General features: G+C 67.9%; 12 protein-coding genes. 4 read left to right on the forward strand and 8 right to left on the reverse strand.

Features of this window, described 5'->3' with window-relative positions; translation table 11 throughout:
• The 3 genes from ACP5M5_RS13130 to ACP5M5_RS13140 form a co-directional block, all read right to left on the reverse strand.
• The coding region (locus ACP5M5_RS13130) for an FAD-dependent oxidoreductase (RefSeq protein ID WP_427938058.1) at positions 1-595 on the reverse strand (595 nt) is incomplete at its 3' end.
• Between the two features lie 271 nt (positions 596-866).
• Entirely contained in the window at positions 867-1,562 is a 696-nt protein-coding gene (locus ACP5M5_RS13135; protein ID WP_427938061.1) for a HisA/HisF-related TIM barrel protein, read from the reverse strand.
• 16 nt (positions 1,563-1,578) lie between these two features.
• Positions 1,579-2,994, reverse strand: coding sequence for an MFS transporter (locus ACP5M5_RS13140; protein ID WP_427938064.1), 1,416 nt, complete (start codon positions 2,992-2,994; stop codon positions 1,579-1,581).
• Between the two features lie 80 nt (positions 2,995-3,074).
• On the opposite strand from ACP5M5_RS13140, the gene ACP5M5_RS13145 reads away from it, so the two are divergent.
• From ACP5M5_RS13145 to ACP5M5_RS13155, 3 genes are all read left to right on the forward strand, one after another.
• The gene (locus tag ACP5M5_RS13145) at positions 3,075-4,094 is read left to right on the forward strand and encodes a hydantoinase/oxoprolinase family protein (protein WP_427938066.1); all 1,020 of its coding nucleotides are present in this window, start codon (positions 3,075-3,077) and stop codon (positions 4,092-4,094) included.
• A gap of 2 nt (positions 4,095-4,096) precedes the next feature.
• Positions 4,097-4,537 (forward strand): hypothetical protein, encoded by a 441-nt coding sequence (locus tag ACP5M5_RS13150; RefSeq protein WP_427938068.1) that lies wholly within the window; start codon positions 4,097-4,099, stop codon positions 4,535-4,537.
• Between the two features lie 89 nt (positions 4,538-4,626).
• A complete protein-coding gene (locus ACP5M5_RS13155; protein WP_427938070.1) occupies positions 4,627-6,135 on the forward strand; it encodes a TIGR03013 family XrtA/PEP-CTERM system glycosyltransferase in 1,509 nt (502 codons plus the stop codon).
• 24 nt (positions 6,136-6,159) lie between these two features.
• Here ACP5M5_RS13155 and ACP5M5_RS13160 read toward each other — a convergent pair whose 3' ends face one another.
• The 5 genes from ACP5M5_RS13160 to ACP5M5_RS13180 are packed head-to-tail and all read right to left on the reverse strand — an operon-like array spanning position 6,160 to position 11,472.
• Positions 6,160-7,299 (reverse strand): glycosyltransferase family 4 protein, encoded by a 1,140-nt coding sequence (locus ACP5M5_RS13160; protein WP_427938072.1) that lies wholly within the window; start codon positions 7,297-7,299, stop codon positions 6,160-6,162.
• 10 nt (positions 7,300-7,309) lie between these two features.
• Complete coding sequence (locus tag ACP5M5_RS13165; protein ID WP_427938074.1) at positions 7,310-8,431, reverse strand: GNAT family N-acetyltransferase; 1,122 nt, start codon at positions 8,429-8,431, stop codon at positions 7,310-7,312.
• Positions 8,391-9,164: a YdcF family protein gene (locus ACP5M5_RS13170; protein ID WP_427938075.1), complete on the reverse strand. Its 774-nt coding sequence runs from the start codon at positions 9,162-9,164 to the stop codon at positions 8,391-8,393. Before ACP5M5_RS13170 ends, ACP5M5_RS13165 begins: the two co-directional genes overlap by 41 nt.
• Before the next feature lie 8 nt (positions 9,165-9,172).
• Positions 9,173-10,453 (reverse strand): glycosyltransferase family 4 protein, encoded by a 1,281-nt coding sequence (locus tag ACP5M5_RS13175; protein WP_427938077.1) that lies wholly within the window; start codon positions 10,451-10,453, stop codon positions 9,173-9,175.
• A complete protein-coding gene (locus tag ACP5M5_RS13180) occupies positions 10,450-11,472 on the reverse strand; it encodes a polysaccharide deacetylase family protein (protein WP_427938079.1) in 1,023 nt (340 codons plus the stop codon). Before ACP5M5_RS13180 ends, ACP5M5_RS13175 begins: the two co-directional genes overlap by 4 nt.
• 300 nt (positions 11,473-11,772) lie before the next feature.
• Here ACP5M5_RS13180 and ACP5M5_RS13185 point away from each other — a divergent pair, with 300 nt between their 5' ends.
• Positions 11,773-12,900 carry a DEAD/DEAH box helicase gene (locus tag ACP5M5_RS13185; protein WP_427938080.1) on the forward strand — a complete coding sequence of 376 codons (1,128 nt, stop codon included), beginning with the start codon at positions 11,773-11,775 and terminating at the stop codon, positions 12,898-12,900.
• The last annotated feature ends 89 nt before the right edge of the window (positions 12,901-12,989 follow it).

Here is a 12,989-nt window from a genome sequence, read left to right on the forward strand (position 1 = left end):
GCAGCCGCGGATCGCGCACATGCGCCGCGACCACGGCATGGACGCTTCGCCAAGCGCCAAAACGGACGAGATCAGGGGTGACGCGCAGCATATCGGTCAGGCGCGAGAACGGCACATCGCCGAGAGTCTCGAAGCCGACCCGATAGATCGCCTCCGAAAGCTGCATGAAACGCTCATAGCCGGCGACATCATCAGGGGAAAGCGCCATCACCGCCGCACGCATCGCCGCGCTATCGGCGGAAACATCGAGGAAGGTTTCGTCGTGAAAACGGATCCGGTAAAATGGCGAGAGCGGCTTGAGTTCGACGTCATCGGCGAGCCGGCAGCCGGCGAGCGCCCAGAGCTCCTCGAAAAGCTGAGGCGCGGTGATCATCGTCGGACCGGCGTCAAACACGAAGCCGTCTTGCTGAAAGGTTGCCGCCCGCCCACCCGGCGTCTCCAGCCGTTCTAGCACGGTGACGCGATAGCCGCGCGCGCCAAGCCGAACCGCGGCGGCGAGCCCGCCGAAACCGCTGCCGATCACCACCGCATGCGGGCGAGCGCGCGCCCTATCCGGCGGCGATACGCGCTCGAAGGAATGGGGCGTGAGTGTCAAGTTCATCATACCAAATTAATGTATATCAAACTTGACATCTCTGGCGAGCAAAAAATGCGGCTCGGTTACCCGCGGCGCCGGGCCGCTCCTTGGCCGGCTTCCTGAGAGTCCATGACATGCCTCCTCGGCGGAACTCGTCCGCTAAGGGTGTCTCGGTCAACTGGCCTCTAAATCCTGCGCCAAAATAGGACATCAGAAAAATATCGCGCAGACAAAGGCCAGGGCGCTGCTCTGGACCCGCCGGGGGCCGCGCCCCCGGACCCGCATCCCGTCACGCCACCCGCGCCAGCGCCGCGCCATCGAGCGCACCGGCATGGAGCGCGCTCGCGACCAGAACCCCGGCAATCCCCGCCGCCGCCAGATGCGCGAGATCGGCGGCATCACGCACCCCGCCAGCGGCATAAACCGCCCGCCCCGCCGCCCGCGCCGTGATCTCCGCGAGCCGCGCGAAATCCGGCCCCGCGCCGGCGCCGACGCGCGCCAGCGTCATCGCAATCACCCGCGCCGGCCAGTGCGAAACCTCCGCGAGAAGGGAAGGCGGGCCCCAAAAATCCTCGCCCCGGAAATCTAGCGACAGCACCACCCGCGGCTCGCGCGCCAGCGCCGTAAGCACGGAGAGGTCGGCCTGTGACTCGCTCCCGAGCACCAAAACACCCGGATGGCGGGCCAGCCAGCCGCGCGCCGCCGCCACTGTCGCCGCGCCATTATCGACCCAGAATTCGACCGCCGGGAACCGCGCCGCCAAATCCGCGAGCACCGCCTCATGCCCGCTGCCGCCGGCGATCGCATCGAGATCGGCGACATAGACTTTTCGGAACGGGAAAAGCCCGAGCAGGCCCGAAAGCACCGCCGCCGGCGCCGAACCCACGGCAAGCGGGGTCTCGATCGGGCGGTAAGCGGCACGCTCGCCGCGCCGCGCATGGACCACTTCGCCGCCCTTGAGATCGATCACCGGGATCACCTCCATCGCCACCTCCTACCCGCTATTCTGAGACGCTTTCGAGCGATTTTCTCTCCGCGTCCACCCCGAGCCGCGCCGCCGCCAGCGCCGCGAGCTCCATTAGCACCGCCGCCAGCGCATAGCCCTCGGCGAGCGCGAACCGGCTCCCGCGCGCGATCAGCCGGCCATAGAGCGCCGGGCCGGCAACCCCGCCGATCAGGGTGCCGAGTGCGAAAAACAGCGCCAGCGCAAAGCCGCGCATGCTCAGGGGAAAAATCTCGCTGGTCGTGAGATAGGCGGCGGAGGCGGCGGCGGAGGCAAAAAAGAATACCACCATCCAGCCCAGCGTCTGCGTCCAGGCGGAGAGGAGGCCCAAGAAAAACAGCAGCGTCACCACGAACAAAAGCCCGCCGGCGGCGCCGAAACTTACCACCAGCATCCGCCGCCGCCCGAAACTGTCGAAAAACCGGCCGAGGATGAGCGGGCCGAGCAAGTTGCTCACGCAAAACGCCAGGAGGTAATGGCCGGTCATGCGGTCGGTGACGCTGTAAAATCGCGCCAGCACCAGCCCATAAGTGAAAAACACGGCGTTGAACAAAAACGCCTGCGCCGTCATCAGCGTCAAGGCAAGCGCGCTCCGCCGGCGATAGCGCCCGAGCAGAAGCGCAATGCGCCCCCGCCCCTCGCGCGATGCCGCGATGGGAGCGGCGCTGCGCACTGGCGGCGGCAGCGGGCGCCCGGTCCAGCGCTCGGCGGCGGCTTCCATCTCGCGCACCAGCGCCGCCGCCTTCGCCGCCTGCCCGTTTCGCGCGAGCCAGCGCGGGCTCTCCGGCACCGAGCGCCGCACCAGCAGCACCCCGAGCCCGAGCACGCCGCCGCTTGCGCAACCGATCCGCCAGCCGATCGTGATCGGAAACCAGCGCGTATCGAGAAGGACGATACTGAGCGCCGCCCCGAACGCCGCCCCCAGCCAATAACTGCCATTGACCGCGAGATTGATCCGCCCGCGCAGCCGCGCCGGCACCCATTCATCGACCGCCGAGTTGATCGCCGCGTATTCGCCGCCGATGCCGCTGCCGGTGGCGGCGCGGGCGATGGCGAAGCTTTTGAAACCCATCGCAAGCCCGCTCGCCGCCATCCCGAGGAGTGAGAGACCGAGCGTCAGGTAAAAAATCCGCCGCCGGCCGAAGCGGTCCGCGAGCATCCCGAACAAAAGCGCCCCGAGCACCGCGCCGGCGACATAGGCGGAGGCGGAGAGCCCGATCTCCTGCGGCGTGAGCGCCAGGGTCTGGGTATATTGCAACGCCGGCGCGATCGCCCCGGTGATGGTCACCTGCAAGCCATCGAGCACCCAGCCGGCGCCGAGCGCGCCGACCAGAACCCAATGCCGCGGCGTCCAAGGCAGCCGGTCGAGCCGCGCCGGAACCCCGCCGCCGTCTTCGTCATCGTCCTGTGGCATGCGTTTCCTCGCTGATCTCTTGGCGTGAGCTTGGCACAAGACCGGCGCGCAGTGCATCCTCTCGCAACGAAGGGGGCGGCATGGTGGCGGTGATCGGCTGGGATATCGGCGGCGCGCATCTCAAGGCGGCACGGATCGAGAGCGGCGAGGGCGGGAGTGGCGAGGTCGTTGCCGCACGGCAGGCGCCAGCGCCGCTCTGGCTTGGCCTCGCGCGGCTGGAGACGGCGATCGCCGCGATGCGGCGCGAACTCGGCCCCGCCGAGCGCCATGCGGTCACCATGACCGGCGAACTCGCCGATATTTTCCCGGATCGCGGCGCGGGGGTGCGCGCGATCGCAGCGCTGATCACCGCCGCCCTCGCCCCCGCGCCGGTCATGTTCTACGCTGGGCGAGCGGGTTTCGTCGCGGCTGCCGCGGGGCATGAGGGCGCCATTGCATCTGCGAACTGGCACGCCTCGGCGTCGCTCGCCGCCCGCGCCCACCCGGCCGCGCTGTTCGCCGATTGCGGCTCGACGACCACCGACCTCATTCCGATCCTCGCCGGCGGCGTTGCCGCGCGCGGCGAGACCGATGGCGAGCGGCTCGCCACTGGGGAACTGGTCTATACCGGGCTTACGCGGAGCTTCGTCATGGCGCTGGCCGAGCGGGTGCCGTTCGATGGCGTCTGGACCCCGCTCGCCGCCGAGCATTTCGCGACCAGTGCCGATCTTTACCGGATTCTCGGCGAACTCGACGAGGCCGATGATCAGTTGCCGGCGGCCGATGGGCGGGAAAAGACCGTGGCCGCGTCCATCGCCCGGCTCGCCCGCATGCTCGGGCGCGATGCCGGCGCCGCAAGCCGGGAGGCGTGGCGCGATCTCGCCGCCTTTCTCGCCGAGGCGCAGCTTCGCCGGATCCATGACGCGGCCCTCCTGGTGCTCTCGCGCTGCCCCCTCCCGGCGGCGGCGCCGGTGATCACCGCGGGCGTCGGGGAGGCGCTGACGCGCCGCCTCGCCGCCCGGCTCGGGCGCGGATGCCAGCCGCTTTTCGCCGATCGCGCCGCCGCCGCCCACGCGCCGGCGGCGGCGGTCGGGCTTTTGCTGTCCCAAATGGAGGAGTGATCATGACCCAACCGACCGCAATTGCCGCGCCGCGCCGCACCCTCGCCCGCCTGCTCGCCTGCCTGCCGTTCGCAGCCTTCATCAAGCCCGATCGCGCCCGCGCCGATGCACCGCCGGCAGCGCCACCGGGCGATCTGCCTGCCGGGCGGGTCATGCTGACGATTTTCCTGCGCCATGACGAGAAGAAGACCCTTGGCGAAATCAACGCTCACCTGAAAGAGACCGGCTGGTTCAAAAAATTCCCCCCGGCCGGGGTCGAGATCGTCGGCTGGTATGTGATGATGGGCATCGGCCAGGTCGTCATTCTCAGCCTGCCGCCGGAAAAGCTTCGCGAAGTCAATGTCGTCGTCGAAAGCGCCGCCTGGGGTGGCTATACCACGGAATTCTACCCGAGCTATGACTATCGCGCCTTCTGGGAGCAGGCCCGCCGCACCGCCGGCTAACATCGCGGCAAGATCCCGAAACATCAGCGGATTATTAAGGAATTCGTGCTATTCCACGCGGCCGGACGACAAAGGGAAAGCGCTCAGGTATGGGTGGGGTCAAGAGCGGGTTCGTTGCGACCGAAGATGATCGCGCGGGACATGGGTCGTTTCCCTCGCGGCGCGGCGATGCCGGTGGCAGCGGGTCGGGCGGGCGGTTTTCCGGCCCGTCGCCGGGGCTCGCGCTGTTTCTCCTCGATTGCGCTTTTCTCGCGGTGATCTCGCGGGCCGGGTTCGCGGCGCTCGCGGCGGTCACGAACCTGCCCCCGCCGACCCCGATTACCATGTTGCCATGGCTGCTTTATCCCGCCGCCATGCTCGCCGGTCTCTACGCGCTCGGCCTTTATCGCCGCGACATGATTCTCGAGACCCGCAAGGCTCTGGCCCGCCTGCCGCTCGCGGTTGGGTTCGGCGCCCTGGGGGTGGCGGCGCCGATGGCCCTGCTCACCACCCTTGAACCGGCTCTGCCGCTGCATAATCAGGCATTGTTGTTCACCGCAGCGCTTGGCGTCGGCGTGACCAGCGGCGCGTTCGCACGGGTGGTGTTTTACGGCTTGCGCGAGCAAGGCCTGTTCCGCCGCCGCGTGCTGATCATCGGCGCCGGGCGCAGGGCCTGGGATCTGGTCTGGATGCTGGGGAAAGAGGGGCGCGGCGTTCATTATGAGATCGCTTTCGCCCATGATCCGGTGTTCGGCGAGATCGATCCCCGCCTTGCCGACGGCACTGCCGGGCCGATCGTCCCGACGAGCGGGCACGGCGTGCTCGCTGCCGCCCGGCGTTTCGGTGTCGAGCAGATCATCGTCGCCCCGGACGAGCGGCGCGGGATGGATCTCGAGAGTCTGCTCGCGTGCAAGATCGCCGGATTTCCGGTCAAGCAATATCTCGACGTTATCGAGAAGGAGATCCGCCGCATCGACCTCAAGCGGATGGAACTCGGCTGGCTGCTCTATTCGGACGGGTTTCAGCTCGGCCTCGTCAGTCGCGTCTTGAAACGCGCCCTCGATCTCGGGGTGAGCCTCGTTTTGCTGCTCGCCTTCACCCCGTTTCTGCTTGCGGCGGCGATCGCGATCAAGCTCGACGATAATGGACCAATTTTCTATGGTCAGGAGCGGGTGACCCGCAACGGGCGGATTTTCCGGATCGTCAAGCTGCGCACCATGCGCATCGATGCCGAGCGCCAGGGCGCGGTTTGGGCGGCGGATAAGGATAACCGCATCACCCGCGTCGGCGCGTTTTTGCGCCGCACCCGCATCGATGAGATGCCGCAGATCTTCAATGTTCTGATCGGCGACATGTCTCTGGTCGGCCCGCGCCCGGAGCGGCCCGCCTTCGTCGGCATGCTCGCCGCGCAATTGCCGCTCTATCACGAGCGCCACATCGTCAAGGCTGGCCTCACCGGCTGGGCGCAAATCAATTACCCCTACGGCGCCTCGATCGACGATGCCCGCTCGAAGCTCAGCTACGATCTCTATTACGTAAAAAATTTCAATATTCTGTTCGATCTCCTGATCATCGCCCAGACCTTGCGTGTGGTGTTGTGGCCGGGCGGCGTGCGATAGAATGATCGTGACCCAAAACGGGGGTTATCGCCCGCCAATCACGGCGCCGGCCTCGGCGAGGACGCAGCGCGCATTGCCGGCCCAGGTATAGTCGCGGCGGATGATGTCGGCGCGAGCTTCGGCGCCGAGGCGGGCGCGGAGGTCGGGATCGCCGGCAAGACGCATGATCGCCGCCCACATCGCGCCCTCCTGGCGCGGATCAAACAGCAGCGCGTTCCGCTCATGATCGAGGATTTCGCGGATATTGGGCTGATCCGGGGCAACGATGGCGCGGCCTGCGGCCATGTATTCGAAAATCTTGAGCGGTGAGGCATAGGCGACGACGCGCGGCTGCAACGCGATATCGAATTCCGCGACCAGCGCCGGAATCGCCGCCCGCCCGACCAGCCCGGTGAAGCGGACCCGCGCCGCGAGGCCGAGCGCCGCCGCCTGGTGTTCGAGGAGTGGCCGTGCCGGACCGTCACCGGCGATGACGAGGCGAAGGCGCGGATCGGCATCCGGTTGCGCAAGCGCCGCGATCACCGCATCGAGGCCATGCCACGCGCGCACGAACCCGGTAAAGCCGAGCGTCAGCGCCTCGCGCCTGATGGCGCCGTTGCCGGGCTCGGGAAACGCCGCGAGATCGATGCCGTTCGGGGTCACGCTGATGCGTTCTTTCGCAACGCCCCCCTCAACGATCATGCCGGCCAGCACGCCGGTCACGGCATAAACGCGATCGGCGGCGCGCCAAACATAACGCTCGGCCCATTGCGCCAGCCGCACCAGGCGGAGCCCGCCAAATCGCACCCGCTCCTCGGCGAGCGGCGCGTTGACTTCGAGAAAAAACGGAATCCCTTCTCGTCGCGCGAGAAAGGCGCCGGCAAGATAGAAAAGATTGTAGCGCTCGTAGATGAGATCGGGACGAAAGGCGCGCGCGGCGCGGCGAAGGCGGCGATAAGCGGGAATATTGTAGGCGAGTTCGGCGACCTCGGCGAGCGCGCCCGGCAGCAGACGGCGGGCGAGGGCCACGAGGCGGCTTTCGCCGCCGAAGCCGGATTGCTCATAAAATCCCGGCCCGACCACCAGAACCTCAGCGCCTTCGGCGCGCAGGGCGGCGATCATTTCCTCGACATGCACGCTTTGGCCGTCACGCGACTGGATGCGATGGCTGTAGAGAATGCGCATGAAGGCTCCTTCAGTCGCGAGAGTGCGGGACGCGCCGGCGCGGGCGGCCGGGCAAGGAAAGCGTGCCGCGCAGCGACCGGCGCATCTCGCCAGCCATATGACGAGCAAGGGTCACGAGGCCAACGGGGCGGCGCGGATTGATCAGCAAAAGCCCGATCCGCTGGCGGCGCGCGCTCGCCCAGAGCGATTTATAGGGATCGTCACCGCGGCCGAAATCAAGCGCCGTTACCCCGTCACCTGCGATCAAGGTGCGGACCGCGTGCGCCGTCAAAACGGTGCCGGGCGAGAGGTCGCGGGCGGCTTCGTCATGGGCGAGCTTCAATACCGTCGCGATCCCGCCGGCGACGATCCAAAACTGCACCGCGATCGGGCCGGAGGCGTCCGCAAGGACGAACAGACGAAGGAGGCCATGCGCCGCCGCCGCGCGCATCAACGCGGCATTGAAGCGCGGAAACGGCTCCGGTTCCTTCCAACTCCGCGCATAGACCTGCTCGAACGCCGCGATCCCAGCCTCCAGCCCGTCCTCTGTCGCGAAGATCGACATCTCTGTGCGCGCCTCGGCGCGGCGGAGCTTGCGCCGGATGGTCTCGCGCAGCGAGCCCGGCCGGCCAGCGAGGTAGGCGGCGACATCACGCCCGGCGAGAGGCTCGTGCCAATTGCCGAAATGCCGGAATTGCCGGACGATGAGCCCCGCCGCCCGTGCGCCCGCGGCAAGCCCCATGAGATCCGGCGTCCCGCTGGCCAACGCGTCGAGCCGAACCACCGGATAGCGTCGGCAAAATCGCCCGAACGACGCCGCCGCCGCCACGCGCTCCTCCTGATCGGCGTCAGCCGCGAAGAGCGGGGCGTAGCGGCAGGTATAAGGGGTGGTGAGGCTCGCCGGACCGGCGGGATCGAGCCGGAGCGGGAACACCGCGCGGACGACGCCATGGCGTTTCGCCACAACGAAACACGGCGCGACCCCATCCGGCAGCGCCGCGTCGATCACCGTTTCATACCAGAGGCGCGAGGAGAAAAAATCCGCCGCTGCCGGCGGGAATATCGTCTCGGGCAGGTCATCGAGGCGCGATGTCGCGAAAATCTCCATCCAATCACCGGCGCCAGGCATAATAAAGGCAGCCGATCCACTCATGCAGAGCATAAAAGCTCATCCGCCAGCCACTCATGCGGGGGGCGAAATCGCTCAAGATCCCGGTCGGCGCGTGATCGAGCAGAACCGGGGCGGCGGTCGCGTTAATTCCGGCATGGCGGAAGGCGATCAACGCTCGCTTCATGTGCCAGGCGTGGGTCACGACATAGACCGAGCCGATCCCCTCACGGCGGAGGATGGCGGCGCTGTCGATGGCGTTTTCCCAGGTGTCCTCGGAGCGGTCTTCGCGCCAGCGCGCCGGGATGCCGAAATCGTCTTGCAAGCTCGCCGCCATCAGCGCGGCGAGCGAGATCGAACCGTCCGGCGGCTTGCCGCCGCTGACCAGCACGGGCAGCCCGGTGCGCCAGGCGAGGGTGGCGGCGGCGCGCAGACGCATGACCGTGAGCGGGCCGAGATCGACGGCCGTGCTGTCTGTCGCTTCCTCCGCCGCCGGATCGCGCGTGCCGTGCTCGACCTCGGCGGCGAGCACGACGATGGCGCGCGGCGGGTCATTGGCGGGGGGAACGAGGGGCAAATGGCGTTCGAGGGAGGCGATCAGCAGCCCGCCGGTGAAAGGCAACGCGAGCCCCAACAGGCCGGCGAGCGCGACGCCGGCGATGGCAAGCCCCATCCGCCGCCAGCGGGTCAGCGCGGCGAGCGCGACGCCGGCGAGGCCGAGCGGCACCAGATTAAGCGGCGGCACAATGAGGGCGACGGCGAAGGGGCCAAGTGACATCGCCGCGACTAAGCCCCGCTCGGCGGCGTCTTCGCCATCGCTCCGTCGCCAGGAAGCACTTCGCCGTCGAGGGCGAGCCGAACAAAGGCCGCGCTTTTCTCCTCCCAACCAGCGGCGGCAGCGGTGGCGAGCCCCTGGCGGCGGAGGGTTGCGCGGAGATCGGCATCATCGTGCAAGCGCGCCATCGCGCTGGCGATCGCCGCGACCGAGTTGCCATCGACAACGATGCCATTCACGCCATCCGCCACCGCATCGGTGCTGCCGCCGTCGCGCCCGGCGATGACGGGCAGGCCGCAGCTATTGGCTTCGAGAAAAACCAGGCCGAAACCCTCGGTGTCACCATCGGGCAGCGCGCGGTTGGGCATCACGAAAACATCGCCGAGGCAATAATGATCGACCAAATCATCCTCCGGCACGAGGCCGGTGAAAACCACCTTGTCCGCGACTCCCGCCTCGCGCGCGATCGCCTCGAGCCGCGCCCGGTAGGGCCCCTGGCCGACGATGAGCAGGCGGATCGCGGGCCGCGCCGGCGCGATTTCGGCGAACGCGCGAATCGCTTGGTCGATGCCCTTTTTTTCCAAAAGCCGGCACACCGAGACGAACACGAAGGCACCCTCGAGACGATAGAGACGCAAGAGATCGGCGCGTTTGGCCGCCGGGCGGAAGCGGGCGGTATCGACGCCGTTTTCGATCAGGCTGATGCGCGCCCTGCTTTCGGCGCCGAGGAGCCGGCGCACCGCGCCGAGGGTGAAGCGGCTGACGACGATGACGTGATCGACCCCGAGCAAGCCGCGGCGACGGCGGCGATAGTCGGGATCGTAGGGGTCATCGGTGGTGATTTCCTCGCCATGAATATAAACCAGGGTGGTGATGCCGGGGATGTAGCGCAGCAGACCGACCAGCCAGCCGCTGGCGAGTAATTCGCCGAGGCAAACCGCCCCGATCCCTTCCTGCGCGATCAGCCAGAGCACGGTCGCGGCGAGACGCAGGCGGATCAGCATATCGCTCACGCGAAAACGGAGTTTGCCGAACCACTGGCCGCGCGGCGGTGCGATCACGGTGCGGAGCAGGGTCAGGCGGCGGATCGGAAAGGGCGCCTTACGGTCATATTCGCGCCAGCCGATCAAAGGCAATCCGTCGGCGTAGCTGATGCGCGGCGCGAGCACCATGATCCGGCCGCCGCCATGGCGGGCGAGATTAGCGTAGACCACCGCCGAGCCGCCCCGCACGGGGGGAAAATTATTGACCACCAGCAACACTTTGCGGTCTTTGTGCGCGGTCCCGCTCACACCCTGCGCTCCGGCGGTGGGGCGAGGAGGGTTGGGATTTCGGCCAGTGCCGCGAAGCGGCCGCCGAGCACACGTGCGAAGTGATCGAGTTCTTCGGAAAGGCGGTCATAGAAATAGTGCAGATCGGCGCGGGTCTGGACATAGGGGTTGCGGCCCGGCGCCAGCGAGGAGCTATGGAAACTGAGCGGAAAGATCATCTCGCCGCGCCGGCGGAGATGGCGCACCAATCGCCGCATCGCTGAGGCGTCATTGCCTTCGGGCGAGAGGGTGATGCGCTCGGCGCAGCGCGAGCGGGTGAGGAGCGAGGGCACACGCAGCCGCGTCATGCGCGGCCCCGACAGGGTCTGGTAAAGCCAGCGTCCAAGCTCGCCCCCCCAGCCGACGACGCTGCGGCAAAGCGGCAATTCCAGAAGGTCGCGCTGCTCGCCAAACCAGAAGGGCCGATAATCATAGCCGCTGTGATCTGGCCCGCCCTCGGGCGTGAAGCTGGTGCGCGGGGCGAGGCTGGTGTCGATCAAAAAACCATGTTTTTCGAGAAGACTTGCGGTTTGCGCGCCGATGCCATAGCGCCCGGCGCGATGGATGATGGGGGGAAAGCCGAAGCAGTCGGTGAATTTCGTCTTGAGCGCGAGCAATTTTTGCTCCTCCCGGCCGGCATCGAGATTGCCCGAGAAGGAAAAACGCCGGCTCGGCGCGGCGCCGAGCGGCGGCGTCACCCAGGTGTGCAACTGCACGCCGACAGCGCATTGTCCGCGTTCGAGCTGGCGGCGGATGAGCCGGATGACGTCCTCGTCGGCGAGGATCGGGTAGGTCAGCAGATAGGTCGGCACCGCGCCATAGGCGCCGAGGATTTCGTGCAGATCGGCGATCTGGCGCATGCAGTCGGTGGTGAAGCTGGTGCCCTCGATCGGCGAGAGCCAGTCGAAATCCTCCTCGGCGTCGATCACCACGGTGCAAACCGGGTGCTCGAGCCGCGCGATCGCTGGCCGGTCAGCGCGGAAGGGAGAAGATTGCGTCATGCCTGATCGCCGCAAGATGAGGAAAAAAACCACCGGCGGCAAGCCTTTATCCCATGACCGGGGCATCCGACCCAGCGCGCCGGCACGCCGCTGGCCGAATTCTCTTGCATTTTTTGCGGATGCGAAGGATAGAGGGGGCGTTCCGCGCATCGCGTGATCGGCGCGCCGCTCACATCGGCGCGCTTTAGCTGCGGAATTTCCGTTATCAATCGTTCGCCCCGGTCTCGCGCGGGCAGGCGGACAGCATGAGCGCCAGATCGCGCCGCAGGCGCGGCGCGCGGGCGCTGGAGATGAATTTTCGTGCCATCCCTAAGTTTTGCTAGCCTCGGCCTTGCCGAGCCGCTCCTTCGCGCCCTTGCGCGGGCGGGTTTCGAAACCCCAACGCCGATCCAGGCCGGGGCCATTCCGCCGCTTCTCGCCGGGCGTGACCTGCTCGGCATCGCCGAAACCGGCACCGGCAAGACCGCGGCTTTCGCGCTGCCGATCCTCCACCATCTCGCCGCGGCCCCGCCAGCCTCGCCGCTCGGCCCCTTCACCACCCGCGCCCTGATCCTCGCGCCGACGCGTGAGCTTGCGCTGCAGATCGAGGCCAGCCTGCTCGCGTTCGGCGGGGTCGCGCGCCGGCGCCTGGTGACCATCGTCGGCGGCCTGAGCCGGCATGCACAGGTGCAGCGGATGCGCCCCGGGGTCGATATCGTGGTCGGGACGCCCGGGCGGGTGCGTGACCTGATGGCGACCAACGAACTCCGCCTGCACGAGGTTCGCCATCTCGTGCTCGACGAGGCGGATCGCATGCTCGATCTCGGCTTCATCGCCGATATTCGCCGCATCATCGGAGCCTTGCCGGCGGCGCGGCAATCGGCGTTGTTTTCGGCGACGATGCCGGCCGCGGTCGGCAAGCTCGCCGAAACCCTGCTCGCGCGCCCGGCGCGGGTGGAGATCGCGCGCACCGAGATCTCGGCCGCGCGGATCGAGCAGCAGGTGCATTTCGTCGATCCCGCCGGCAAGCGGGCGTTGCTCAGCCGCCTGCTCGCCGATCCGGCGCTGTCGCGGGTGTTGGTTTTCACCCGCACCAAGCGCGCCGCCGACCGTCTTGCCGAAACCCTCGGCGCCGACGGGGTCGAGGTCAGCGCCATCCACGGCAACAAAAGCCAAGCGGCGCGCGGCAAGGCGCTGGAGCGCTTCCGCGATGGCCGCGCCCGCGTGCTGGTTGCGACCGACATCGCGGCGCGCGGCATCGATGTTGCCGCGGTCTCGCACGTCATCAATTTCGACCTGCCGGCGCAGCCCGAGGATTATGTCCATCGCATCGGCCGCACCGCCCGCGCCGGCGCGCGCGGCATCGCCATCTCGTTCTGCGGCAACGCCGAACGCGGCGCGCTGCGGGCCATCGAACGCGCGACCGGGGCGGGTTTCCGGGTCGCTTAGAGCGTGAGGCGGGCCGGGCGCGGCTTGCGTGAGGGGATGCGGGTCCGGGGGCGCGGCCCCCGGCGGGTCCAGGGCAGCGCCCTGGGCTT

This window comes from Acidibrevibacterium sp., assembly GCF_049965395.1.
Lineage (GTDB): Bacteria > Pseudomonadota > Alphaproteobacteria > Acetobacterales > Acetobacteraceae > Acidibrevibacterium > Acidibrevibacterium fodinaquatile.

What these genes read in the sequence shown, in the direction of transcription:
- ACP5M5_RS13150 (WP_427938068.1), top strand. Translation starts at nt 4,097, where the DNA reads ATGACCCAACCGACCGCAATTGCCGCGCCGCGCCGCACCCTCGCCCGC.
- ACP5M5_RS13155 (WP_427938070.1), top strand. Translation starts at nt 4,627, where the DNA reads ATGGGTGGGGTCAAGAGCGGGTTCGTTGCGACCGAAGATGATCGCGCG.
- ACP5M5_RS13170 (WP_427938075.1), bottom strand. Translation starts at nt 9,164, where the DNA reads ATGTCACTTGGCCCCTTCGCCGTCGCCCTCATTGTGCCGCCGCTTAAT.
- ACP5M5_RS13160 (WP_427938072.1), bottom strand. Translation starts at nt 7,299, where the DNA reads ATGCGCATTCTCTACAGCCATCGCATCCAGTCGCGTGACGGCCAAAGC.
- ACP5M5_RS13145 (WP_427938066.1), top strand. Translation starts at nt 3,075, where the DNA reads ATGGTGGCGGTGATCGGCTGGGATATCGGCGGCGCGCATCTCAAGGCG.
- ACP5M5_RS13165 (WP_427938074.1), bottom strand. Translation starts at nt 8,431, where the DNA reads ATGAGTGGATCGGCTGCCTTTATTATGCCTGGCGCCGGTGATTGGATG.
- ACP5M5_RS13180 (WP_427938079.1), bottom strand. Translation starts at nt 11,472, where the DNA reads ATGACGCAATCTTCTCCCTTCCGCGCTGACCGGCCAGCGATCGCGCGG.
- ACP5M5_RS13140 (WP_427938064.1), bottom strand. Translation starts at nt 2,994, where the DNA reads ATGCCACAGGACGATGACGAAGACGGCGGCGGGGTTCCGGCGCGGCTC.
- ACP5M5_RS13135 (WP_427938061.1), bottom strand. Translation starts at nt 1,562, where the DNA reads ATGGAGGTGATCCCGGTGATCGATCTCAAGGGCGGCGAAGTGGTCCAT.